Below are 22,444 nucleotides of genomic sequence, written 5' to 3'. Positions count from 1 at the left end.
CGGCCGGGCAGCCGTACCCGCTGGGCCGGGCGCTGCTCGGGCTGGCCGAGGCGGCCGCGTCGGCGGGCGAGCGGGACGAGGTGGCCGGCGCGGTGCGGGAGACGGCCGAGCTGGCCGCCCGGCTGGGTGCCACCCCGCTGGGCGAGCAGGCGGCGACGCTTGCCCGCCGGGTCGGGCTGCGCGGCACCGGGCGACCCGGGCCGGACCTGCTGACCAGCCGGGAACAGGAGGTGCTGCGGCTGGTCGCCGAGGGGCACAGCAACAGCCGGATCGCCGAGCGCCTGTTCATCTCGCCGAAGACGGCGAGCGTGCACGTGTCCCGGATCATCGCCAAGCTCGACGTGACCAACCGGGTGGAGGCCGCCGCGCTGGCGCACCGCCTCGGTCTGCTCGACCGGCCGTCACCCGCCCCGGCCCAGCGCCGCGTCCGGTAGCGCGCCGGACAGCCTGCGTCAGCGGCGGGGCAGGTAGATCCGCCAGCCGGCCACCGCGACCACGTCGAGCGCGCCCGATTCGGCGCCGACGCGTTCGTCCAGCCGCGCGGCCAGCGGCGAGCCGGCCTGCGCCACCCACGCCGCGTCCGGGTCGGCGGCCACCTCCCGCCGGTACGCGGGCAGCCTGTCGAAACCGGGGGTCAGGTCGTCGTCGACCACGGCGCAGACCACGTTCTCGCCCGTGGCGTAGGTGAGCCGGTTGCACGTCCAGTAGCCGCCGCGGACGTTCCGCACGTCGAGCGCGCCGAGCGTGTCCACGAGCGACCGGTGCCGGTCGGCCTCGGCGTGTACGGCCGGCGCCGCCCGGATCACGTCCACTGTGGCCGCCACGCCGGTGCCGAGCACACCCGCCAGCACCGCCACCGCCGCGACTCCCGCCACCCGGACCGCCGGCCGGCGGGCGGCCTGCCACAGTGGCCAGAGCAGGGCCGGTACGGCGACCGCCAGGCACGACAGGTAACGGCTGCTCTCGATCGGCGTCTGCCCGGCCGCGTTGCTCACCGCGTACGCGCCGAGCACACCCGCCGCGCCGCCGAGCAGCGCCAGCCGCACCCCGGCCGACACCCGCTCCGCCGAACCCGGACCGCCGGAGGTACGGCGCAGGGTGAGCCACGCGGTGAGCGCGGCGAGCACCAGCAGCACCGGGAACGCGACGGCCCACCAGAGCTGCCAGGTGGCGCACCGGCCGGGGGAGCAGAAGCCCATCGCCAGCGGCGGCCCGAGGACCAGCGCGCCGTGCAGCCGGTCCGCCCAGTCGGCAGGTGAGCCCGTGCCACCGGCCGCCAGTACCGCGGCCACCGGGTTGCGGCCGTGCCGGATGCTGTCCACGAGCATCGGCGCCGCGCCCAGCAGCAGCGCACCGGTCAGCACCACCCCGGCCCGGCCGGCCAGCTCCCGCCACCGGCGGGCCACCAGCAGCGCGCCGAGCGTCAGCACGTACGGCAGGATCAGCGGGTCCACCCAGAGCAGCACCCCGGAGATCAGCCCCCAGGCCGCCCAGCGGGGCAGCCGCGCGCCCGCCCCGGTCACGCAGAGCCCGACCGTCAGCAGCGCAAGCGCGGCACCTGCCGGGTTCAGCTCCGGATAGCCGCCACCGGCGATGAGCTGGTTCTTCACCACCCGGTCCGCGCCGAGCGCCAGCACGGCGACCACCAGCAGGGCGTACCAGCGGTCACCGCCGAGACGCCGGGTCAGCCGCCAGGACAGCAGCAGGAACAACGCGTACAGCGCCAGCGTGGGCAGCCGCAGCACGAGCACCGACGGTCCGGCCAGCGCAACCAGCGGCGCGGCCAGGTACGCCTCCAGCGTGCCCATGTACGCCTGGCCGTAGAACCACACCGGGAAGCCGTCACCGCGGGCGATGTGCAGGGCGGCCAGCCCCATCGTCGCCTCGTCGCTGTTGGTGGGCGGTACGTCGGCGAACAGCAGCGCCAGCCGGTAGCCCACGCCGGCGGACCCGACGAGCAGGGCGAGCAGCGTCGGCAACGGCAGCCGCCGGGGCGTACGAGGGCGCACGGCTTCGCGTGGCTCCTCGCGTACCCCGGCGGTCATGCCTGTGATCATGGCATCCGGCGGGCGGCCGGCGGCGGGTGACGCGGTGGTCGGCCGGCCTCAGCCGGCGACGGTGACCTCCCGGCGGGCGTCGAGCGCCTGCTGGTAGAGGCGGCCCGCGCGGTACGACGAGCGGACCAGGGGACCGCTCATCACGCCCGCGAAGCCGATCTCCTCGGCCTCCTCGCGCAGCTCGACGAACTCCTCCGGCTTGACCCAGCGGGTCACCGGGTGGTGCCGGGGGGAGGGGCGCAGGTACTGCGTGATGGTGATCAGCTCGCAGCCCGCCTCGTGGAGGTCACGCAGCGCCTGGGACACCTCGGCACGCTCCTCGCCCATGCCGAGGATCAGGTTGCTCTTGGTGACCAGGCCGTCGGCCCGCGCCTGGCGGATCACGTCCAGCGAACGCTCGTAGCGGAACGCCGGGCGGATCCGCTTGAAGATGCGCGGCACGGTCTCCACGTTGTGGGCCAGCACCTCGGGCCGCGAGCCGAAGACCTCGGCGAGCTGCTCGGGCACCGCGTTGAAGTCGGGGATCAGCAGTTCGACACCGCAGCCGGACTGCAGCGCGTGGATCTGCCGGACCGTCTCGGCGTACAGCCAGGCCCCGCCGTCGGGCAGGTCGTCGCGGGCGACGCCGGTGATGGTCGCGTAGCGCAGGCCCATCGTGGCGACCGACTCGGCGACGCGCCGCGGCTCGTCGGCGTCGAACTCGGCCGGCTTGCCGGTGTCGATCTGGCAGAAGTCGCAGCGCCGGGTGCACTGGTCACCACCGATGAGGAAGGTGGCCTCCCGGTCCTCCCAGCACTCGTAGATGTTGGGGCAGCCGGCCTCCTGGCACACGGTGTGCAGCCCTTCGCGCGAGACGAGCCCGCGCAACTGGGTGTACTCCGGGCCCATCTTGGCCTTGACCTTGATCCACGGCGGCTTGCGCTCGATCGGCGTCTCGGCGTTGCGCGCCTCGATCCGCAGCATCCGCCGCCCCTCCGGGGCGACAGTCGCGGTGCGCGCTGGCTGCTCAGTCGTCGGCGCGGATTGCTCGATCGTCACAAAACCGAGCGTACGCCGGTCGGTGCCGGTCGATGAACGAGGGCGACGGCCGTCACGCCGGAATGGCTGTGACACCGGACACCAGGGGCGAAAAAACCCGGTCACAGCGTGGCGCGTGCGGTGCTAGCGTGCCGGGCAGAGCTGTGACGGAGCCGAGTAACGGACCGATCCGCCAGTCGAGAGAGCCGCCGGTTGCTGCGAGGCGGTCTGGCGCCGGTCCGCGAAGACCCTCCCGAGCTGCGGGAAGAACGGCGCGTCGCGCCCAGTAGAGCCCGCCCGGCCGGCCCCGGTGAAAAGGCGACGAACGAGGCTCCCGCCCAGGCGGGGGCGAAGGTGTGGTGGCACCGCGAGGTTTCCCGCTCGCCCACACCTCCCTGGGGATCGCGTTGCGATTGGTCAAGGAGGTAGTCGTCGTGCAACGCATCCTGTCCACAGAACTCCCCGCCCATGTGGGCGCCACCGTGCGGCTCGCCGGTTGGGTCCACCGCCGCCGGCTGCTCAAGTCGGTGGCCTTCCTGATCCTGCGGGACGCCGCCGGGCTCGCCCAGGTGGTGGTCGCCGCGCCCGCTGTGCGCGAGCAGGTCGAGGCGCTCACCGAGGAGACGGTCGTCGAGGTGGTCGGCGCGGTGGTCGCGAACCCCACCGCGCCCGCCGGGGTCGAGGTCGTCGAGCCGACGGTACGGCCGCTCGGGCCGCCCGCCGTCCCGCCCCCGTTCGACCTGTACCGGCCGGTGCTCACCGCCACCCTGCCCACCCAGCTCGACCACGCGCCGGTCGCGCTGCGGCACCCGGTCCGCTCCGCCGCGCTGCGGATCTCGGCGGCGGCCGTGTCCGGCTTCCGGGCCACGCTCGACGGGCGGGGCTTCGTCGAGGTGCACACGCCGAAGGTTGTCGCCTCGTCCACCGAGAGCGGGGCGAACGTGTTCGCGCTGGACTGGTTCGGGCGGCCCGCCTACCTGGCCCAGTCGCCGCAGTTCTACAAGCAGCTCATGGTCGGCGTCTTCGAGCGGGTGTACGAGGTGGGGCCGGTGTTCCGCGCCGAGCCGCACGACACGGTGCGCCACCTGGCCCAGTACACGTCACTCGACGTGGAGTTGGGCTTCGTGGCCGACCACCGGGACGTGATGGCGGTGCTGCGGGAGACCCTGGCCGGGATGGTGGCGACCGTCGGAGAGCGGGCCGGTGGCGCGCTGACGACGCTCGGTGTGACGGTGCCGGAGGTGCCGGCCGAGATCCCGGCGGTGCACTTCACCGACGCGCTGACGATCGCCGGGGCGCCGCCTTCCGAACCCGACCTGGCCCCGGCGCACGAGCGGGCGCTGGGGGAGTGGGCGCTCCGCGAGCACGGCAGCGACTTCCTCTTCGTCACCGGCTACCCGATGGCGAAGCGCCCGTTCTACACCCATCCGGACCCGGCCCGGCCCGCGTACTCCAACGGTTTCGACCTGCTGTTCCGGGGCGTGGAGCTGGTCACCGGCGGGCAGCGGCTGCACCGGCACGCCGACTACCTGGCCGCCCTGGCGGCGCGCGGCGAGCCGGTGGAGCCGTACGCCGGGTACGTGGACGCGTTCCGGCACGGCATGCCGCCGCACGGCGGTTTCGCGATCGGGCTGGAGCGGTTCGTCGCCCGGCTCACGGGCGCGGCGAACGTCCGCGAGGTGACCGCCTTCCCGCGCGACCTGCACCGCCTCACGCCCTGACCGGCGGCTCTCGGTCGAGCCGGGGCTGGGGAAACCGGCCCCGGCGTGGCCACTGAGAGTGAGGGGAAGCCGTCTCCGACTGCGGTCACGGTCCGTGAGGATGCGTCAGAGGTCGCTCGGGTGCCCTTGTCGCCTCCAGATCGCGGTGAGCAGGGATTATGGCGAACGCCCGCCGAGAGGGAGGGATGGGCGTGTGCGCCCTTTGCTCTGCAGCCACCGACGCACTGGCCGACAAGGAGTGACCGTCGCGTATCCGGCTGCAGAGCAAAGTCGGCGAGAGGGCACAACCCAGGGGCACGGCATCTGTCACTCACGGTGACTGCGGGGCGCCGGTCCTGCCGGCGCGCGGGCTCGGGGGAGGGGACGGTCAGGCGGGGCCGAGCAGGTCCCAGGGGTTGCCGGCGATGTCGCGGAAGACCGCGACCCGGCCGTACGGCTCGGTGCGGGGCGGCCGGACGAACTCGACGCCCGCGTCGGCCATCCGGCGGTACACCGCCTCGAAGTCGTCGACCTGGAGGAAGAAGCCCACCCGGCCGTGGGTCTGGTCGCCCACCGCACCGGCCTGGTGCTCGCCGTCGGCGCGGGCCAGCAGCAGGCCGGTTCCGCCGCCCGGCGGGCGTACGACCACCCAGCGCTTGGGCCGGCCGTCGTTCGTCAGCGAGGGCTTGTCCTCGGCCAGCTCGAATCCGAGCACCTCGGTGAAGAAGGTGATCGCCGGGTCGTACTCGGCCACGACGAGCGTGACCAGGTCGAGCCGCACGGGCTCAGACCTGCGTCAGCGTCGGCAGGTGCCGCTCGACCACCGGCAGCACGTCGGCGACGGTGATCGGCCGGCCCAGCTCGGCGGTCAGCGAGGTGACACCGGCGTCGCGGATGCCGCAGGGCACGATCCGGTCGAAGAAGCCCAGGTCGCAGTCGCAGTTGATGGAGAAGCCGTGCAGCGTGACACCGCGCGCCACCCGGATGCCGATGGCGGCGACCTTGCGGGCCGGGCCCCGGTCGTCCTCCGGCACCCACACGCCGCTGCGTCCCTCGACCCGGCCGGCGGCCAGCCCGAACTCGGCGCAGACGTCGATCAGGAGCTGCTCGGTGCGCCGGACGTACGCGACCACGTCGACCGGGTCGGGCAGCCGGACGATCGGGTAGCCGACGAGCTGCCCCGGACCGTGCCAGGTGATCTTTCCGCCGCGGTCCACGTCCACCACCGGGGTGCCGTCCATCGGGCGGTCCCACGGCTCGGTGCGCTTGCCGGCGGTGTAGACGCTGGGGTGCTCCAGCAGCAGCACCGTGTCGCCCTGCTCGCCGGCCACCACCGCCTCGTGCAGCCGGCGCTGCTCGTCCCAGGCGGCCTGGTAGTCGAGCAGGCCGGCGCGGACGGCGGTCAGCCCGGAAGTCGTCACGCTCACCCGTCCAGCCTAGTCCCGACCCCCGGGAACCGGACCCGTGAGCCTCGTCGCCATCGAGCCGAGGCTGCGGTCGGTGCCGAGGCAGTGGTCAGGCCGGCACCCGCCACAGCCAGACGTCCTCCACCCGCTCGGGCGGGCCGAGCAGCGCGGTGGCGGTGCGCCGCAGCGCCTCCTCGTCGACGTCGAACTTCGCGCCGTGCACCCGGTCGGGAAGCACCACCGCCTGGACGCCCCAGTAGCGCAGGTCGGCACGCGACTCGCGGATGCTGCCGTCGGTGATGATCGGCACCAGCCCGGTCCGGCCCGCCTGATCCATCAGCGAGTCGAAGGTGCGCGGCACCGGGCCGATCCGGCCCCGGCCCTCCGGCCCGCCCGGCCCGAGGAAGAACCCGGACGGGATCCGGAACTCACCCTGCCGGTTCGCCAGCGCGTACGCCTGCCAGCGCTGCCCGTCCGGGTAGACGTCAACGGTCAGCGGCAGCGGGGTCAGCACCCCGTCGGGCGGGACGTAGCGCTGCCAGGCGCCGCTGGTGATGAACGCCGGGATCGGTTCGCGGACGCTTGTCAGCAGCGGGGTGGGTACCAGCGGCAGCAGCGCGGCGACGAAGCCCAGCGCCCAGGCGAGCCCGCTCACCCGGCGCCGGGGCGGCCGGGCGCGCAGCGAGTCGATCGCGTACGCCAGCAGCAGGCCGATGACCGGCGCGACCACGAGCGCCAGCCGGGACGGCAACGCCGCGTTGATCACCGGCAGGTTGTCCAGCACCCCGAACGGCAGCGTCTGGTCGAAGCGGCGGCCGTTCCACTTCACCGTCGGCCCCCACGACAGCACCGCGAAGACCACTGCGGTCACGCCGAGGGCGGCCAGCGTGGCCCGGAACGCCCGGTCCGCGCGCCGCCACAGCAGCGCGAAGCAGGCGACGGCGAGCAGGAGCAGCGGTACGCCGAAGAACGAGTTCTCCTCCGTCGGGTTGGGCGCCAGCGAGGTGCCCCATCCGGCCCAGCCGGCCAGCGACCGGCGCGGGTACGACCCGTACGCGGCGATGTCCTCGGAGTGGATCAGCGGGTCGAACCCGGTGCCGTGGAACCGTTGCGGTCCGAGGAAGTGCAGCCAGAGCGGGTACGCCAGCAGCGCCCCCGCGACGAGCGCTGTCACGCCCAGCCCGGCCGCCATCCGGGGCAGCGCGGCGCGTACCTCGGACCGCCGGGCCGGGTGCAGCGCCCACACCGCGAGGAACACGCCGAGCGCCAGCGCGGTGAAGAACAGACCCTCGGCGGCGATCGAGAACGCGACGGCCACCAGCAGCCCGAGCACGATCCCGCCGGTGACCGCCCGGCCCGGCCGGCGCAGCCGGAACACGCCCCAGATCAGCAGCGGCACCAGCCAGCCCGCGGTCCAGTTCAGGTGCGCGTTGGCGTGCGACACCATCGCCGGGCAGAAGGCGATGAACAGCGCGCCCACCCCGGCGGCCAGCCGGCTGCGGACCAGGTGCCGGCTGAGCAGCCAGTACCAGGCCACCGCCGTCGCGGCCAGGTTGAGCGTGAGGATCACCAGGAACGTCGCGGGCGGCCCGATCAGGTACGTCAGCGGCGCGAATACCGCCGCGTACACGGTGATCGAGGTGTTCACCGCGAGGTTCACCCCGTCCGGGACATTGATCAAGGTGGTGTACAGCGGGTTCTGCCCGTGCGTCAGCGCGTGCCCGCCGAACGCCAGCAGCCACTCGAACAGCGCCTGGTCGCTGGAGTTGACGGTGATCGCGCGGCTGTTCGGATCCCGCCACATGCCACTCGTCACCCAGAGGGCCAGGGCCAGCGCGGCGAGCGTGACCAGCAGGTCGGCGCGCCGGTCGCGGACGCGCGTCGGCGCCGGGCCGGCGGCCGGGGACGGGGAGGAGGGCACGCAGCGGACGTTACCAACCGGACCTGGGCAGACCGCCCGGACACGGAACTCGCCGCACACTTCGGTGACCGTGAATGTGTGAGCGGCGGCCATTCCGGTGTGACGAAACGCGGCCGTAACGTCTCGGCAACTCGGAGGTGACTCAGTTCACATTCCACGATCGGGAGGTCCCCGTGCCCCGCTCCTCATCCCTCATCGCCCGCGTCGCCGGGGCGGCGGCCGGGGTCGTGCTGGCCGCGGCCACCGCGCTGGTAGCCGCCCTTCCCGCCCAGGCCGCCTCGCTGACCCAGGTCACCGGATTCGGCTCCAACCCCGGCAACCTGGCCATGTACGCGTACCGCCCGGACGGCCTGCCCGCCGGCGCGCCCGCCGTGGTGCTGCTGCACGGCTGCGTGCAGAACGCCTCGACGTACGTCGCCAACTCCGGCTGGCAGAAGTACGCCGACCAGTGGAAGTTCACGCTCATCGCGCCGCAGCAGCCCAGCGCCAACAACGCCAACTCCTGCTTCAACTGGTTCGAGACCGGTGACACCGCGCGCGGCCAGGGCGAGGCGCTGTCGATCAAGCAGATGGTCGACTATGCAAAGACCACCTACGGCACCGACGGCGCCCGGGTGTACGTCAGCGGCCTGTCCGCAGGCGGCGCGATGAGCGCGGCCATGCTCGCCGCCTACCCGGACGTCTTCGCCGGCGGCTCGATCATCGCCGGCATCCCGTACCGCTGCGCCACCAGCACCGTCACCGCGTTCAGCTGCATGAACCCGGGCGTGGACAAGACCCCGGCGCAGTGGGGCGACCTGGTCCGCGGCGCGTACCCCGGATACACCGGGAGGCGCCCGCGGGTGGCGATCTGGCACGGCACCGGTGACACCACGGTGGCGACCGCGAACGCCGCCGAGTCGCGGGACCAGTGGACGAACGTGCTGGGTGTGTCGACCACCCCGACCAGCACGTCCACGCTGCCGGCCGGCACCGGCCTGGAGGTCTACGGCAGCGACCAGGTCCGCCTCTACCGGGTCTCCGGGATGGGCCACGGCACCCCCGTCGACCCGGGTGCGGGCGCGGACCAGTGCGGCACCGCCGGGGCGTACTTCCTGGACACCATCTGTTCGACGTACCGGGACGCGGTCTTCTTCGGGCTCGGCGGTGGCGGCGCCTCGCCGAGCCCGGCCCCGACGGCGACCGCGTCACCCACGCCGACCGCGTCGCCGACCGCGTCGCCCGCGCCGACCGGCGCACCGGTCTGCGTCACCGCCAGCAACTACGCGCACGTGGTGGCCGGGCGGGCCTACCAGTCCGGCGGGTACGCCTACGCGCTCGGCAGCGGGCAGCGGATGGGCCTCTACAACACCTTCTACACGAGCACGCTGAAGCAGACCGGACCCGCGTACTGGGTGATCGGCTGCTGATCGCCCCTGTCGCGCCGCCCTCGCCCGCTCACTCGGTGAGGGCGGCGCGCAACGCGCCCGCCAGGTCCGGGTGCGCCCACGAAAACCCGGCCTTGTCGAGCACGGCGGGCAGCACCCGCGCGCTGGTCAGCGCCTCCTGCGCGAAACCGCCGAGCGCCACCTTCAACGCCACCGCCGGGATCGGCATGATCGCCGGGCGGTGCAGCTGCCGGGCCAGCTCCTTGGTGAACTCGGCGTTGGTGACCGGCGCCGGGCCGACCACGTTCACCGCGCCGGCGATGCCGTCGCGGGCCAGCAGGAACTTCGCGGCGTCGAGCCAGTCCCGCATCGAGATCCACGGCAGCCACTGCCGCCCGTTGCCCAGCTTGCCGCCGACGCCGAGCCGGAACGGCAGCAGCTGCGGCTTGAGCAGGCCGCCGTCGCGGTGCAGCGGCAGTCCGGTCCGCAGGCGCACCACCCGTACGCCCGCGTCCTCGGCCGGGCGGGTCGCGGCCTCCCAGACCCGGCAGACGTCGGCGAGGAATCCCTCACCCGCAGGCGCCTCCTCGGTGACCGTCCGGTCGCCGGTGTTGCCGTACCAGCCGACGGCGGAGGAGTTCAGCAGCACCGCGGGCCGGTCGGCGGCGGGCAGGCCGGCGATCGTGATGGCGAGCGTGGTGGTGCTGTCCACCCGGCTGGTCCGGATCAGCTTCCGGTAATCGTCGTTCCAGCGCTTGTCGCCCACCCCGGCGCCGGCCAGGTTCACCACCGCGTCCGCGTCGGCGACGCACTGCGGGTCCAGCTGCGCGGCGGACGGGTTCCACTGCCGTTCGGCGGGGGTGCGTGGCGGGCGGCGGACCAGGCGAGTGACCTGGTGGCCGTCCGCGGTGAGGCAGTCGACCAGTCGGGTGCCGAGGAAACCGGACGCGCCGGCCATGAGGATCCGCATGCTCACATCTTCGAGTACGCGGCGCGATTCGGATGCGTTGAGCGAAATCACTCACTCGTCACGCCCACCGGTTGCGCGCCGCCCGCGGGCTTCAGCCGGTCGGCCGGTTGACCGGATGCACGGTGATCAGACCGTCGAGCCCGAGGAAGTAGGCGGGGTTCGTGGTGTAGAGAGGAAGCGCGTTGGCATGTGCGACGGAGGCGATCATCAGGTCCGCCACCCGGCGGCGTGTGCCTCGTCCGGCGGCGAGCACCGCCGCTGAGACCAGGCCGAAGGCCCGCGCCGCCTCGGCGTCGAACGGAAGCGGCTCGAAGGTGGCCTCGACGTGCTGCAGGACGCTCATCCGGCGGGCGCGCTCGCGCGGATCGTCGGTGTGATGTGGACCGGCCGAGAGTTCGGCAAGCGTGACCGCGCTGATGACCATCTCGTCGGGCAGTTCCGCCCCGTCGAGTCCGCCCAGATGGATGACGATGTTGGTGTCGATCAGACCGCGAACGGGGAGGTCACCATTCACGGCCGGGCAGATCCTGGTCGATCGCGGCGTCGAGGTCGGCCCGGAAGCGTGCCTCGTCCAGCCGTGGTGCGCTGGCGAAGGCGGCGAGCACCTCGGCTCGCGGTACGAACGTGCGCCGCCGGATCGGGATCAAGCGTCCGATCGGCGTGCCGTTGCGGGTGATGGTGAAGGACTCTCCGCGCTCGACCCCGCGCATGATGGCGCCGGAGTCGTTGCGCAGCTCGCGTTGGGTGATCTCGCGATGAGCGTGCTCGGCCACACCGACAGCCTACCGCCTGTGTGCTACGAAGTGCTACAGGTTGTCGGCGTCGGTGCAGCCGAGCCGGTCAGGCGTCGGCCGGGGCGGTGCGCAGGTCGGCGAGCAGGCGTTCCACCTCGGCGAAAGCCGCCTCCGGCAGCGGCCCGTACGCCAGCGCTCCCAGGTTCTCCTCGGCCTGCGCGACGGTCCGGCAGCCGGGGATCGGCAGCGTCTGCGGGCTGCGGGCGAGCAGCCAGCCCAGCGCGCCCTGGGCGAGCGTGCGGCCGTCGGCGGTCAGCGCCTCACGGACCCGGGCCACCCGCTCGGACCACTCGGCGCGCGGTACGCCGCCGGTGAACCAGTCCAGCCACTCCGGTGCCACACCGCGTACGTCGTCGTCGCCCCGGGCGATCGGCGCGTCCTGGTACTTCGCGGTGAGCAGGCCCATCGCCAGCGGCCCCCGGTTGAGGCTGGCCAGGTCGAACTCCGCGCACACCGCGAGCATGGCCGCGTTGTCCCGCAGCACCGACTGGTCGTGCTGGATCGCCGCGCAGTGCGGTCCGGCCTCGGCGAAGGCGCGTGCCGAGGCGGGGTCGTCGGTGCTCCAGCCGTACGCCCGGATCTTCCCCTCCGCGACCAGGTCCTCCAGCGTGCCGACGAGGTCCAGCGCCCGCGGCACCGGCAGACCGCCCAGGTGGAGCTGGTAGAGGTCGACGTGGTCGGTGCCGAGCCGGCGCAGCGAACCCTCCAGGCTGCGCCGCGCGTACTCGGGGCCGGCGTCCTCGCCGAGCGCCTGGCGGGTCTCCTCGTCGGTGGGGTAGCCGAACTTGGTCGCGATGACCGCCCGGTCCCGGCGGCCCGCCAGCGCGCGCCCGAGTACCCGCTCGCTGTGCCCCGCGCCGTAGTTGCTGGAGGTGTCGAACAGCGTCGCGCCCAGGTCGAGAGCCCGGTGGACGGTACGCACCGACTCGTCGTCGTCCACCTCGCCCCAGCCGAGCGGTTGGGTGCCGTCCCAGAGCGGGCCGCCGATCGCCCAGCAACCCATGCCGATCGCGCTGACCTCGATGCCGCTGCGGCCCAGCCGTCGTGTCGTCGTCATGCGCCAAGTGTTCACTTTCGAGTGTGCTCGAAGTCCAGCCCTTTTCCCGCCAGCCGGGGCAGGAGCGGGGCGAGCGCGTCGACGGCTCCGGCGCGTACCACGAAGCGGGTGACGCCCCAGCGGCGCCGGTGCCCGGCGACCGCCGAGACGATCTCGTCGGGCGTGCCGGCCAGTACGAACGGGGTGGCCAGCACCTCCGCCGGGGTGAGCCCGGTCTCGGCGGCCGTCCCGGCGGCGGCCGCCTCGGCGTCGTCGGTGACGGCGACGTGCTGGACCAGCGCCTCCAGGGCCGGCGGTGTGTCCCGGCCGGCCGCTCCGGCTGCCACGTGCGCGAGCTGCGCCTCGATCTGGTCGGACCGCCAGCGGACGGTGTGCTGGTGGCCGTCGGGCAGGGTACGGCCGAAGCCGGTCAGGCCGACCACGTCGGCGTGCCTCCCGGCCCAGCGCAGCAGCGTCGAGTTGGACGTGCCCACGGTCAGCGGGATCCGGTCCTGGACCGGGCGGGGTGCCGTGAGGCGGGCGGCGTGCGCGGTCAGCTCCCCGGTGTCCACGGTGACCTCGTCGCCGGCCAGCAGTGCCCGTACCGCCTCGGTCACCGCGACGCACCGGCGGACCCGGGCGGCGACGTCCGGGCGCTCGCGCCCGACGGCCCGCCACTCGGCCGGGGTGTGGCCGGCGCCGAGCCCGAGCCGGGCCCGCCCGCCGGAGACCACGTCCAGCGTGGCGATGTCGGCGGCGAGCAGGATCGGCTCGCGGACGCCGGCGTTGGAGACGTACGAGCCGAGGCCCAGCGTGCTGGTCACCGCCGCCGCGGCGGCCAGCGCGACGAACGGCGACGCGCAGTCGCCCGGATGGTCGGCGGCGAACAGCGCGTCGAAACCGGCCGCCTCGACGGTGCGGGCCAGCTCGGTCCAGCTCGCCGCGTCGGTGGGATGGGCCTGTACGGAGAAGGTCGCCATCGCCTCAGCATCGGCGCGCACGCGGCGGTGGGCCACCCCGCACGCGCCGATTCTGCCGACGGCCGAACGTCACACCGCGTCGAGGCGGGCCAGGTCGGCGGGGGACAGGCGCAGCGCGGCGGCGGCGATGTTCTGCTCCAGGTGCGCGGGGTCGCCGGTGCCGGGGATGGCCAGCACGTTCGGGCCGCGGGCCAGCGTCCACGCCAGCCGGACCTGGGCTGCCGTCACGCCGTGCTCCCGGGCCACCGCGAGCACCTCCGGGTGCTCCTCGCCGGTCGCGCCGGCCTCCCGCCCGCTGGTGACGAGGGAGAAGAACGGCACGAACGCGGTGCCGTGCGCGGCGCAGTCGCGGATCAGCTCGTCGTGCTGACGGCGGTAGCCCAGGCCGTACGAGTTCTGCACGCACACCACCGGGGCGATGGCGCGCGCCTCGGCGACCTGGTGCGGGCGTACGGCGGAGACGCCGAGGTGCCGGATCAGCCCGGCGTCGCGCAGCTCGGCGAGCGCGCCGAAGTGCTCGGACAGCGGCTCCGGCCCGTGCACCCGCAGGTTCACCACGTCCAGGTGGTCGCGGCCGAGCTGACGCAGGTTCTCCTCCACCTGCCCGCGCAACTGGTCGGGGCGGGCCGCCGGCAGCCACTGCCCGGACGGGTCCTTGCCCGGCCCGACCTTGGTCACGACGACCAGATCCTCCGGGTACGGCCACAGCGCCCGGTTGATCAGCTCGTTGGCCGAGCGCAGCGGCGAGAAGTAGAACGCGGCCGTGTCGATGTGGTTGACGCCCAGCTCGACGGCGCGGCGCAGTACGGCGACGGCCCGGTCCCTGTCGCTCGGGCTGCCGTCGGCGTTCGCGGTCAGCCGCATCGCGCCCAGGCCCATCCGGTTGACGGTCAGGTCGCCGAGCTGCCAGGTGCCGGCGGCGCCGGCGTGGACGGTGTCGATGGTCATGTGGTCCCCGTATCCCTCGTCTGCGGCCCCACGGCGGGGCCGACAGGTACCACGGGGGCGACGGGCAGCCGGTTCACTCGCCTTCGTCGCGGTCCTCGGGCTTCTCGAGCCAGCGGGCCCGCCAGGCCGCCTCGTGTGCCTCGTGGCTGGCGCGTTCCTCGAAGATCAGCTTTCGCAGGGCCCGCCGGCCCTCGTCAAAGACGATCACTTCGACGGCCACCATACCCACGGTGATCGCGGTGAGCATGCCCAGCGCGGCGAGCCCCGGCACCCGTTCCGCGAGCGGGATGGTCAGGCCGAGCAGCAACGCCGTCGCGACCCGCGTCCAGCTCAGCGTGCGCAGGGTACGCAGTTGGAACAGCATGTTGCCGCAGAGATAGCAGATCACGCCGCCGAACAGCAGCGGCACGCTCGGCCCGTGCCCCGGCTCGCTGGGCGGCACGTTCGGGTCGGCGATGCCGTGCACTATCGTCTCGGCGCCGAGCGCGAACAGGATGATGCCCGCGATCATCGGCAGGAACAGGTAGGCGTACGCGTCCCGGGCCATCGCCACCCGGGGGCCGTCCTGCGCGACGTGCAACGCGATCCGGGCGGCCGGCCCGATCATGTCGTAGTGCGCCCACCAGAGCGCGGCGGTGAAGAAGATGCCGAGCACGGCCGCGGTCACTGCGGGCCAGGTGGGCGGCTGGCCGAGCAGGTTGCTGCCGACGCCGACCGAGATCACGGACTCGCCCAGCGCGATGATCAGGATGAGGTCGTACCGCTCGGTCCAGTGTTCGGCGGACGCGACGCCCCAGCCCCACGTGCCGGCGAGCAGCCCGCTGCCGTACTGGAGCAGGACGACCCCGCCCCACAGCACGTCGCGGAGCACCGCCGCGGAGAACAGGTCGTCGATCCTCGGCGGCAGCAGCGCGGCGACCAGCAGCAGCGCGGTGCTGCCGATCAGTTCCGGGGCGAACCGGACGAGTTGCCGACGCTCGTTCGGGCTGTCCCGGACCGCGTGCCGGTACAGCAGCAGGTGGATCAACCGCAGGACGGTGTAGCTGAGCGCCGCGACCATCGGCCCGGCCGCGTTGCCGGTGGGGTCCCGGAACGCCTGCGGCAGGGACAGCGCGAACGTGAACAGCGCGGCCATGCCGACTGTCATGAGCACCGGGACGAAGCCCTCGCCGAGGCGTACCCGGGTGGCGACCACACTGTGCACCACCCACGACCACCACAGCACGGCGAGGACCAGCAGCGCGTGCAGCAGCGCCCCGCCGGTCACCTGGAGGGCGGTGGCCCGGGTGATGATGAAGAACGAGAAGACGAAGACCAGGTCGAAGAAGATCTCGAACCGGTCGACCCGGGCGCCCGGGGCCACCGGCACCGCCGGCCCCAGGCGTCCCCGCCACCCGTACGAGCCCACCGGCCGAGTCTGTCAGCGCAGGTCGGGCCGGGTGGCCGATTCGGTCAGCCCGGCCGGTGGCGCAGGCCGTCCATCAGCAGGTCGAGCAGGCGTCCGGCCTGGGCGCGCTGGTCCGGCTCGCCCGCCACCAGGGAGACCCCGCTGAGGCTGGCGAGCACGTCGGCGGCGGCCACGTCGGCGCGCAGGACACCGGCCGCCGCGCCGGCCGCGAGCAGTTCGCCGAGTGCGGCGAGCAGCCGGTCGCGGCTCTGCGCGTACGGGTTGGCGCCGGAGGCGATCACCAGCCGCAGCGCGTCGGCCATGCCCCGCTTGGTGGCGAGGTAGTCGACGAACCGGTCCATCCACGCGCGCAGCGCCGCATCGGCGGGCTGGGCCGCGATCAGCGCCGGGGCGGCGTCGCAGAGCTTCTCCAGCTCGTTGCGGTACGCGGCCTCGATCAGCGCCTCCCGGCTCGGGAAGTGGCGGTAGAGCGTGCCGATGCCGACGCCGGCCTCCTTGGCGACCCGGTCCAGCGTTACCTCCGGGCCGTCCTGGGAAAACGCCTGGACCGCGGCGTCGAGCAGCCGCTGCCGGTTGCGCAGCGCGTCCGCGCGCAGCTGTCGGTCGGGCACGGGCTCTCCTCCCTCGACCGGGTCCCCGGCCCGGCACGATGGTAACCGGAGTGCCCTCCGGTTATGCTGGCGAAGTAACGGAGGATCCTCCGCTTCTCATCGTAGCGGGCGGACATCGGTCCGCGTCGCCGTCGACAAGGATGGACCATGACCAGCTCGACACCCGTCACCACCCCGTTCTCCGCCGAGACCACAGCCCTGGAGGTGGTCCGCGACCTGGACCTCACCGGCCGGCGGGCCGTCGTCACCGGCGGCGCCTCCGGGATCGGCGTGGAGACCGCCCGGGCGCTCGCCGCCGCCGGAGCGGACCTCACACTCGCCGTCCGCAACACCGACGCCGGGCAGCGCGCCGCCGACGACATCACCGGCACCACCGGCAACGACCGGATCCTGGTCGCGCCGCTCGACCTCGCCGACCTCGCCTCGGTGGCCTCGTTCGTCCGCACCTGGGACGGGCCGCTGCACATGCTCGTGAACAACGCCGGGATCATGGCCTCGCCCGAGATGCGCACCGAGCAGGGCTGGGAGATGCAGTTCGCCACAAACCACCTCGGGCACTTCGCGCTCGCCGCCGGGCTGCGCCCGGCGCTCGCCGCGGCCGACGGCGCGCGGATCGTCTCGGTCAGCTCGGCGGCGCACCTGCGCTCACCGGTGGTGTTCTCCGACATCCACTTCCGGCAGCGGCCGTACGACCCGTGGCTGGCGTACGGGCAGTCCAAGACCGCGAACGTGCTCTTCGCGGTGGAGGCGACCCGCCGCTGGGCGGACGACGGCATCTACACCAACGCGCTGATGCCCGGCGCGATCCGGACCAACCTGCAGCGCTACATCACCGAGGAGGAGCTGGCCCGGATGCGCGCCCAGAGCGGCGGCGGCGCGGCCACCTTCAAGACCCCCGAGCAGGGCGCGGCGACCTCGGTGCTGGTCGCCGCCTCGCCGCTGCTCGACGGCGTCGGCGGCCGGTACTTCGAGGACTGCCAGGAGGCCGGGCCGAACCAGCCGGGCACTCGCACCGGCTGGGCCGGGTACGCCCGGGACCCGGAGGCCGCCGAGCAGCTCTGGACCGTCTCCGAGGCGCACCTGCGCGGCTGAACCCGCGGAAACGAGGAAGGGGGCGCGCGGCATGTCGCCGCGCGCCCCCTCGCCGTACGGGATCTACAGACCCAGCTCGGCCTCGAAGTTGCCGCCCTCCAGCCGCTCCTTCACCGCGGTGAGGAAGCGGGCCGCGTCGGCGCCGTCGATCAGCCGGTGGTCGTACGACAGAGCCAGGTAGACCATCGAGCGGATCGCCACGACCTCGCCCAGCTCCGCGTCGTTCACCACGACCGGACGCTTCACCACGGCACCCGTGCCGAGCATCGCCGACTGCGGCGACGGCACGATCGGGGTGTCGAACAGCGCGCCCCGGCTGCCGGTGTTGGTGAGCGTGAACGTCGCCCCGGCCATCTCGTCCGGGGTGATCTTGTTGGCCCGGGTGCGCTCGGCCAGGTCGGCGATCCGCTTGGCCAGGCCACCCATGTTCAGGTCACCGGCGTTGTGGATGACCGGCGTGAGCAGCCCGCGCTCGGTGTCCACCGCGATGCCCAGGTGCTCGGCGCCCGGGTAGGTGATCGTCCCGCCGTCCAGGTCCATGCTGGCCTGGATGATCGGGTACGTCTGGAGCGCCTCGATCGCGGCCACCGCGAAGAACGGCAGGAAGGACAGCTTCACGCCGTGCTTGGCCTGGAACGAGTCCTTGGCCCGGGCCCGCAGCTTGGCGACCTTGGTGACGTCGACCTCGACGACGGTGGTCAGCTGCGCCGTCTCGTGCAGCGACTGCTGGAGACGCTTGGCGATGATCGAGCGGATCCGCGGCAGCTTCTCCGTGGTGCCCCGCTTGGCGCTCGGCTCCGGCTTGGCGGCCGGCTTGGCCGGGGCCGGTGCGGACGGGGCAGCGGCGGCGGCCGGCGCGGGCTTGGCGGCCTTCGCCTTCTCGGCCGCCTCCAGCACGTCCTGCTTACGGATGCGGCCACCCACGCCGGTGCCCTTGATCGAACCCAGGTCCACGCCGTGCTCGGCGGCGAGCTTGCGCACCAGCGGCGTCACGTACCCGGCGGCGTCCTCGCCGTACTCGGCCGGAACGCTCGGGCGCTGCGCGGCGGCCGGCGCGGCCGGCTGGGCCGCCTGCTCGGCCTTGGCCGGCTGCGCGGCCTGCTCCGCCTCGGCGGCCGGCTCGTTGTAGGACGCGCCCGGCGTGGGCTCCTCGACCTCGGGCTCCGGCTTCGGCTCGGGCTTGGGCTCGGGCTTCGCCTCGGCCTTCGGCTCCGGCTTGGGCTCGGGCTTCGGCTCCGCCTTCGCGGGGGCGGCGCCGGCCACCCCGACGATCGCCAGCACGGCGCCGACGTCGGCGGTCTCGTCCTCGGCGACCTTGATCTCCTGCAGCGTGCCGGCGACCGGCGACGGGATCTCGGTGTCGACCTTGTCGGTGGAGACCTCCAGCAGCGGCTCGTCCACCTCGACGGTCTCGCCGACCTGCTTGAGCCAGCGGGTGACAGTACCCTCGGTGACGCTCTCACCCAGGGCCGGCATGGTCACCGGCGTGCCCTCGCCCGACGGCGCGGCGGGCTCGGCCGGCTCCCCGACGGCCGGCTGCTCGGCCTCGGCGCCCGGCGCGGCGGCGGCCTGCTCGGCCTCCTGCTCCGGCTCGGGGCCGGTGCCCTCGGCGGCGGCCGTCGGCTCGGTGGCCGGCTCGGCCTTCTCCGTGGGAGCCGCGCCCGCGTCCTCGCCCTCGCCGGCGATGACCGCCAGCTCGCTGCCGACCTCGGCGGTCTCGTCCTCGCCGACCACGATCCGGCTCAGCACGCCCGCCGCGGGGGACGGGATCTCGGTGTCGACCTTGTCGGTCGACACCTCGAGCAGGGGCTCGTCGACCTCGACGGTGTCACCCTCCTGCTTGAGCCAGCGCGTGACGGTGCCCTCGGTGACGCTCTCGCCGAGCCGGGGCATGGTGACCGATACCGGCATGTTCTCCAGACTCCTTCATTCCCCTGGTGGGATCATCGCCCGTCGCCGGACGCCGCGGTTGTCGTGTCAGGCGTGCGCGTGCAGCGGCTTGCCGGCCAGGGCCAGGTGCGCCTCGCCCAGAGCCTCGTTCTGCGTCGGGTGGGCGTGCACGAGCTGCGCCACCTCGGCCGGGTACGCCTCCCAGTTGTAGATGAGCTGCGCCTCGCCGATCAGCTCACCGACCCGGGCGCCGACCATGTGCACGCCGACCACCGGGCCGTCGTCCACCCGGACCAGCTTCACGTGGCCGGCGGTCTTGAGGATCTGGCTCTTGCCGTTGCCGCCCAGGTTGTAGTTGTAGGTCTTGATCTTGTCGGCGCCGTACTGCTCCTTGGCCTTCGCCTCGGTCAGGCCGACCGACGCCAGCTCCGGGTCGCAGTAGGTGACGCGCGGGATGCCGGCCTCGTCGATCACGGCCGGGTTCTTCCCGGCGATCTCCTCGGCGACGAAGATGCCCTGCTGGAAGCCACGGTGCGCGAGCTGCAGGCCGGGCACGATGTCGCCGACCGCGTAGACGTTCGGCACGCTGGTGCGCAGCCGCTCGTCGGTCAGCACGTAGCCGCGGTCCATCTTGACGCCCTGCTCCTCGTAGCCGAGGCCGGCGGTGTTCGGGCCGCGGCCCACGGCGACCAGCAGCAGCTCGGCCTCGACCGTGTCGCCGCCCTGAATGGTCAGCTTCACGCCCTTGTCGGTCTTCTCGACCTTCTCGAACGGCTTGCCGACCTTGAAGTTGATCTTCCGCTTGCGGAACGCCCGCTCCAGCGCCTTCGACGACTCCTCGTCCTCGGCGGCGACCAGGCGAGGCAGCGCCTCGACGATGGTCACGTCCACGCCGAAGGACTTCCAGACGCTGGCGAACTCGACGCCGATCACGCCGCCGCCGAGGACGATCGCCGACGACGGGACGCGGTCCAGGGTCAGGGCGTGGTCGCTGGTGATGATCCGCTCACCGTCGACGTCCAGGCCGGGCAGGCTCTTCGCGTACGAGCCGGAGGCCAGCACGACGTTGCGGCCGGTGTAGCGCTTGCCGTCCACCTCGACGACGTTCTTGCCGACCAGCTTGCCCGCGCCGGCCACGAAGGTGATCTTCTTGCTGCTGCCCACCAGGCCCTGGAGACCCTTGTACAGGCGGGAGATCACGCCGTCCTTGTACGAGTTGACGGCCTTCATGTCGATGCCGACCAGCTCGGCCTTCACACCGAACTGCTCGGACTCGCGGGTCTGGTCGGCGATCTCGGCGGCGTGCAGCAGCGCCTTGGTCGGGATGCACCCGTTGTGCAGGCAGGTCCCGCCCAGCTTGCTCTTCTCGATGAGGGCGACGGAGAGGTCCAGCTGGGCGGCACGCAGCGCCGCCGCGTAGCCGCCGCTACCACCTCCGAGGATGACGATGTCGAAGGTCGTGTCGTTCGGCTCGCTCACATCCAACTCCCAGGTCGCGTCACTGCATCGGGGGTTACGGCGGAGTAACAGGCACACCCCACCTCGGTCATCTTGTCACCACCACGGACCGAGCGCGTACCGAGGTGCCCAACGACACGTCGGTGACACGTACCCTTGGCACCGTCTTCGATGACGGCTTGGGGGAGGAGTGGATTCGGTGGGGCTGTTCCGACGACGCAAGCGGGCGGCCCCGGCGAGCCGCGACCGCGCCGCCGACCGCGCCGATCTGGACCATCTGGAGAACTTCGTCCGGACCCGCAAGGGCGTCGAGGCGTACATCGAGCCCCGTACGACTGTCACCGAGACCACGATCATGCTGATCGCCGACGACGGCGAGTGGACCCGGCGGCGTGTCGGCGGGCCGGACGAGGCCCGCCGCTGGGCGCACCGGATCGCCATCCCGATCTACGACGTGCGGCTGATGGGCTATCCGCAGCGCATGCGCGACTACAACGAGCGCCGCAAGCGCCGCCCCGAGCTGTTCTGAGCTGTCTGCGCGCGGGTGTTAAAAAGGGCCCCTTCTGCAACGCCAGGCGTTAAGAAGGGGCCCTTCCTTGCACGTCAGCCGTTGGTGGCGACGTCCTCGACCAGGTGCACGAGCGTACGCACCGGCACGCCGGTGCCGCCCTTGGTCCAGTAGCCGGTCGCCTCGCCCGAGTGGTAGCCCGGACCGGCGATGTCGATGTGCGCCCACGCCACGTCGTCGGTGACGAACTCACGCAGGAACACGCCGCCCTGCAGCATGTGCCCGGCCCGGTCCATCCCGGCGTTGACCTGCGAGATGTCCGCGACGTCCGACTCCATGCCCTTGCGCACGTCGTCCGGCAGCGGCATCGGCCAGGCCGGCTCGCCGGTCGCGTCACCTGCCACCCGCACCCGCTCGCACAGCTCCGGGGTGCCCATCACACCAGCGATCCGCTTGCCCAGCGCGATCACCTGGCCGCCGGTCAGCGTGGAGGTCTCGAACAGGTAGTCCGCGCCGTCCGCGCAGGCCCGCGCCATCGCGTCGGCCAGCACCATCCGGCCCTCGGCGTCGGTGTTGAGCACCTCCACCTTCTTGCCGTTGAACATGCTGATCACGTCGCCCGGCCGGTAGCTGGTGCCCGACGGCATGTTCTCCGCCATCGGCAGGTAGCCGGTGACGGTGACCGACGGCTTGAGCGCCGCGACCGCCAGCATGGCCGCGCCGACCGCCGCCGCGCCGGCCATGTCCGACTTCATCTCCCACATGCCCTGCGCCGGCTTGATCGAGATGCCGCCGGTGTCGAACGTGATGCCCTTGCCGACAAGCGCGACCCGCTTGCCGTTGCCGCCGCCCTCGGGCGTGTAGGTGAGCTTCACCAGCCGCGGCGGGGCCTCGGAGCCCTGGCCGACGGCGAGGATGCCGCCGTAGCCGCCGGCCTTCAGCGCCGCCTCGTCCAGCACCTCGACCTCCAGCCCCGCCTCGCGGGCGGCGGCGGAGACGACGTCGGCGAACGCCGGGGGACGCAGCTCGTTCGGCGCGGTGTTGACCCAGTCCCGGCTGGTCCGCACCGCGCCGGCCACGGCCTGCGCCCGCGCGATCTCGGCCTGGGCGGTCGCGTCGGCCGCGTCCGGCACCGCCACCAGCACCTCGGCCACCGGCTCACGCCGGGCCGGCTGCGGCTTGGTCTTGTAGCCGGCGAACCGGTAGCCGCCCAGCAGCGCGCCCTCGGCGACCGCGCGCAGCGCGGCCGGGGCGTCGGCGTCGTCGGGCAGCGGCAGGGCC

Annotated in this window: 21 protein-coding genes; 5 read left to right on the top strand and 16 right to left on the bottom strand. The window is 73.3% G+C overall.

Annotated elements, in window-relative coordinates:
- On the top strand, nt 1-434 hold a 434-nt coding region (locus AC2CHG_RS19450; RefSeq protein ID WP_484525296.1), incomplete at its 5' end, for a helix-turn-helix domain-containing protein.
- Between the two features lie 18 nt (nt 435-452).
- On the opposite strand, the gene AC2CHG_RS19445 is transcribed toward AC2CHG_RS19450, so the two are convergent.
- Nucleotides 453-2,045, bottom strand: coding sequence for a DUF423 domain-containing protein (locus AC2CHG_RS19445; RefSeq protein ID WP_484525295.1), 1,593 nt, complete (start codon nt 2,043-2,045; stop codon nt 453-455).
- Between the two features lie 60 nt (nt 2,046-2,105).
- Nucleotides 2,106-3,095, bottom strand: coding sequence for a lipoyl synthase (gene lipA / locus AC2CHG_RS19440; protein WP_357210447.1), 990 nt, complete (start codon nt 3,093-3,095; stop codon nt 2,106-2,108).
- 413 nt (nt 3,096-3,508) lie between these two features.
- On the opposite strand from lipA, the gene aspS reads away from it, so the two are divergent.
- Nucleotides 3,509-4,795 carry an aspartate--tRNA(Asn) ligase gene (aspS, locus tag AC2CHG_RS19435; RefSeq protein WP_484525294.1) on the top strand — a complete coding sequence of 429 codons (1,287 nt, stop codon included), beginning with the start codon at nt 3,509-3,511 and terminating at the stop codon, nt 4,793-4,795.
- A 367-nt stretch (nt 4,796-5,162) separates the two neighbouring features.
- Here aspS and AC2CHG_RS19430 read toward each other — a convergent pair whose 3' ends face one another.
- From AC2CHG_RS19430 to AC2CHG_RS19420, 3 genes are all read right to left on the bottom strand, one after another.
- Nucleotides 5,163-5,555, bottom strand: coding sequence for a VOC family protein (locus AC2CHG_RS19430; RefSeq protein WP_194801122.1), 393 nt, complete (start codon nt 5,553-5,555; stop codon nt 5,163-5,165).
- A 4-nt stretch (nt 5,556-5,559) separates the two neighbouring features.
- Nucleotides 5,560-6,201 (bottom strand): lipoyl(octanoyl) transferase LipB, encoded by a 642-nt coding sequence (gene lipB, locus AC2CHG_RS19425; RefSeq protein ID WP_030500098.1) that lies wholly within the window; start codon nt 6,199-6,201, stop codon nt 5,560-5,562.
- Nucleotides 6,202-6,289: 88 nt separating this feature from the next.
- Nucleotides 6,290-8,101, bottom strand: a complete 1,812-nt coding sequence (locus AC2CHG_RS19420; protein WP_355514362.1) for a DUF6311 domain-containing protein — start codon at nt 8,099-8,101, stop codon at nt 6,290-6,292.
- 173 nt (nt 8,102-8,274) lie between these two features.
- On the opposite strand from AC2CHG_RS19420, the gene AC2CHG_RS19415 reads away from it, so the two are divergent.
- On the top strand, nt 8,275-9,510 hold the full coding sequence (locus AC2CHG_RS19415) for an extracellular catalytic domain type 1 short-chain-length polyhydroxyalkanoate depolymerase (protein WP_484525293.1): 1,236 nt from the start codon (nt 8,275-8,277) through the stop codon (nt 9,508-9,510).
- Nucleotides 9,511-9,538: 28 nt separating this feature from the next.
- Here AC2CHG_RS19415 and AC2CHG_RS19410 read toward each other — a convergent pair whose 3' ends face one another.
- The 8 genes from AC2CHG_RS19410 to AC2CHG_RS19375 form a co-directional block, all read right to left on the bottom strand.
- A complete protein-coding gene (locus AC2CHG_RS19410; protein WP_484525292.1) occupies nt 9,539-10,438 on the bottom strand; it encodes a TIGR01777 family oxidoreductase in 900 nt (299 codons plus the stop codon).
- Between the two features lie 91 nt (nt 10,439-10,529).
- The gene (locus tag AC2CHG_RS19405; RefSeq protein WP_355514372.1) at nt 10,530-10,952 is read right to left on the bottom strand and encodes a type II toxin-antitoxin system VapC family toxin; all 423 of its coding nucleotides are present in this window, start codon (nt 10,950-10,952) and stop codon (nt 10,530-10,532) included.
- Nucleotides 10,942-11,211, bottom strand: coding sequence for a type II toxin-antitoxin system Phd/YefM family antitoxin (locus tag AC2CHG_RS19400; protein WP_269704794.1), 270 nt, complete (start codon nt 11,209-11,211; stop codon nt 10,942-10,944). The genes AC2CHG_RS19405 and AC2CHG_RS19400 overlap by 11 nt, the downstream gene beginning before the upstream one ends.
- Before the next feature lie 67 nt (nt 11,212-11,278).
- Nucleotides 11,279-12,289, bottom strand: a complete 1,011-nt coding sequence (locus tag AC2CHG_RS19395) for an aldo/keto reductase (protein ID WP_463840247.1) — start codon at nt 12,287-12,289, stop codon at nt 11,279-11,281.
- 11 nt (nt 12,290-12,300) lie between these two features.
- Nucleotides 12,301-13,248, bottom strand: coding sequence for a TIGR03621 family F420-dependent LLM class oxidoreductase (locus AC2CHG_RS19390; RefSeq protein ID WP_484525291.1), 948 nt, complete (start codon nt 13,246-13,248; stop codon nt 12,301-12,303).
- Between the two features lie 69 nt (nt 13,249-13,317).
- Nucleotides 13,318-14,196 (bottom strand): oxidoreductase, encoded by an 879-nt coding sequence (locus AC2CHG_RS19385; protein WP_396882365.1) that lies wholly within the window; start codon nt 14,194-14,196, stop codon nt 13,318-13,320.
- A 73-nt stretch (nt 14,197-14,269) separates the two neighbouring features.
- Nucleotides 14,270-15,604 (bottom strand): low temperature requirement protein A, encoded by a 1,335-nt coding sequence (locus AC2CHG_RS19380; protein WP_484525290.1) that lies wholly within the window; start codon nt 15,602-15,604, stop codon nt 14,270-14,272.
- Between the two features lie 44 nt (nt 15,605-15,648).
- Nucleotides 15,649-16,215, bottom strand: coding sequence for a TetR/AcrR family transcriptional regulator (locus AC2CHG_RS19375; protein ID WP_355514385.1), 567 nt, complete (start codon nt 16,213-16,215; stop codon nt 15,649-15,651).
- Between the two features lie 147 nt (nt 16,216-16,362).
- Between AC2CHG_RS19375 and AC2CHG_RS19370 the strand changes: the two genes are divergently transcribed.
- Nucleotides 16,363-17,307, top strand: coding sequence for an SDR family NAD(P)-dependent oxidoreductase (locus AC2CHG_RS19370; RefSeq protein ID WP_463840245.1), 945 nt, complete (start codon nt 16,363-16,365; stop codon nt 17,305-17,307).
- Nucleotides 17,308-17,370: 63 nt separating this feature from the next.
- Here the strand turns inward: AC2CHG_RS19370 and sucB are convergent, their stop codons facing one another.
- Nucleotides 17,371-19,218, bottom strand: a complete 1,848-nt coding sequence (sucB, locus tag AC2CHG_RS19365; protein ID WP_484525289.1) for a 2-oxoglutarate dehydrogenase, E2 component, dihydrolipoamide succinyltransferase — start codon at nt 19,216-19,218, stop codon at nt 17,371-17,373.
- 66 nt (nt 19,219-19,284) lie between these two features.
- Entirely contained in the window at nt 19,285-20,676 is a 1,392-nt protein-coding gene (gene lpdA / locus AC2CHG_RS19360) for a dihydrolipoyl dehydrogenase (RefSeq protein WP_269697387.1), read from the bottom strand.
- 178 nt (nt 20,677-20,854) lie between these two features.
- On the opposite strand from lpdA, the gene AC2CHG_RS19355 reads away from it, so the two are divergent.
- Complete coding sequence (locus AC2CHG_RS19355) at nt 20,855-21,184, top strand: hypothetical protein (protein WP_013287729.1); 330 nt, start codon at nt 20,855-20,857, stop codon at nt 21,182-21,184.
- Between the two features lie 74 nt (nt 21,185-21,258).
- On the opposite strand, the gene AC2CHG_RS19350 is transcribed toward AC2CHG_RS19355, so the two are convergent.
- On the bottom strand, nt 21,259-22,444 hold a 1,186-nt coding region (locus AC2CHG_RS19350; protein WP_484525288.1), incomplete at its 5' end, for a leucyl aminopeptidase.

Source organism: Micromonospora sp. ATLC20 (genome assembly GCF_057196585.1).
This window is presented reverse-complemented; position numbering and strand designations above follow the sequence as displayed.

What these genes read in the sequence shown, in the direction of transcription:
- AC2CHG_RS19445 (WP_484525295.1), bottom strand. Translation starts at nt 2,045, where the DNA reads ATGACCGCCGGGGTACGCGAGGAGCCACGCGAAGCCGTGCGCCCTCGT.
- AC2CHG_RS19410 (WP_484525292.1), bottom strand. Translation starts at nt 10,438, where the DNA reads ATGCGGATCCTCATGGCCGGCGCGTCCGGTTTCCTCGGCACCCGACTG.
- AC2CHG_RS19395 (WP_463840247.1), bottom strand. Translation starts at nt 12,289, where the DNA reads ATGACGACGACACGACGGCTGGGCCGCAGCGGCATCGAGGTCAGCGCG.
- AC2CHG_RS19390 (WP_484525291.1), bottom strand. Translation starts at nt 13,248, where the DNA reads ATGGCGACCTTCTCCGTACAGGCCCATCCCACCGACGCGGCGAGCTGG.
- AC2CHG_RS19385 (WP_396882365.1), bottom strand. Translation starts at nt 14,196, where the DNA reads ATGACCATCGACACCGTCCACGCCGGCGCCGCCGGCACCTGGCAGCTC.
- AC2CHG_RS19370 (WP_463840245.1), top strand. Translation starts at nt 16,363, where the DNA reads ATGACCAGCTCGACACCCGTCACCACCCCGTTCTCCGCCGAGACCACA.
- sucB (WP_484525289.1), bottom strand. Translation starts at nt 19,218, where the DNA reads ATGCCGGTATCGGTCACCATGCCCCGGCTCGGCGAGAGCGTCACCGAG.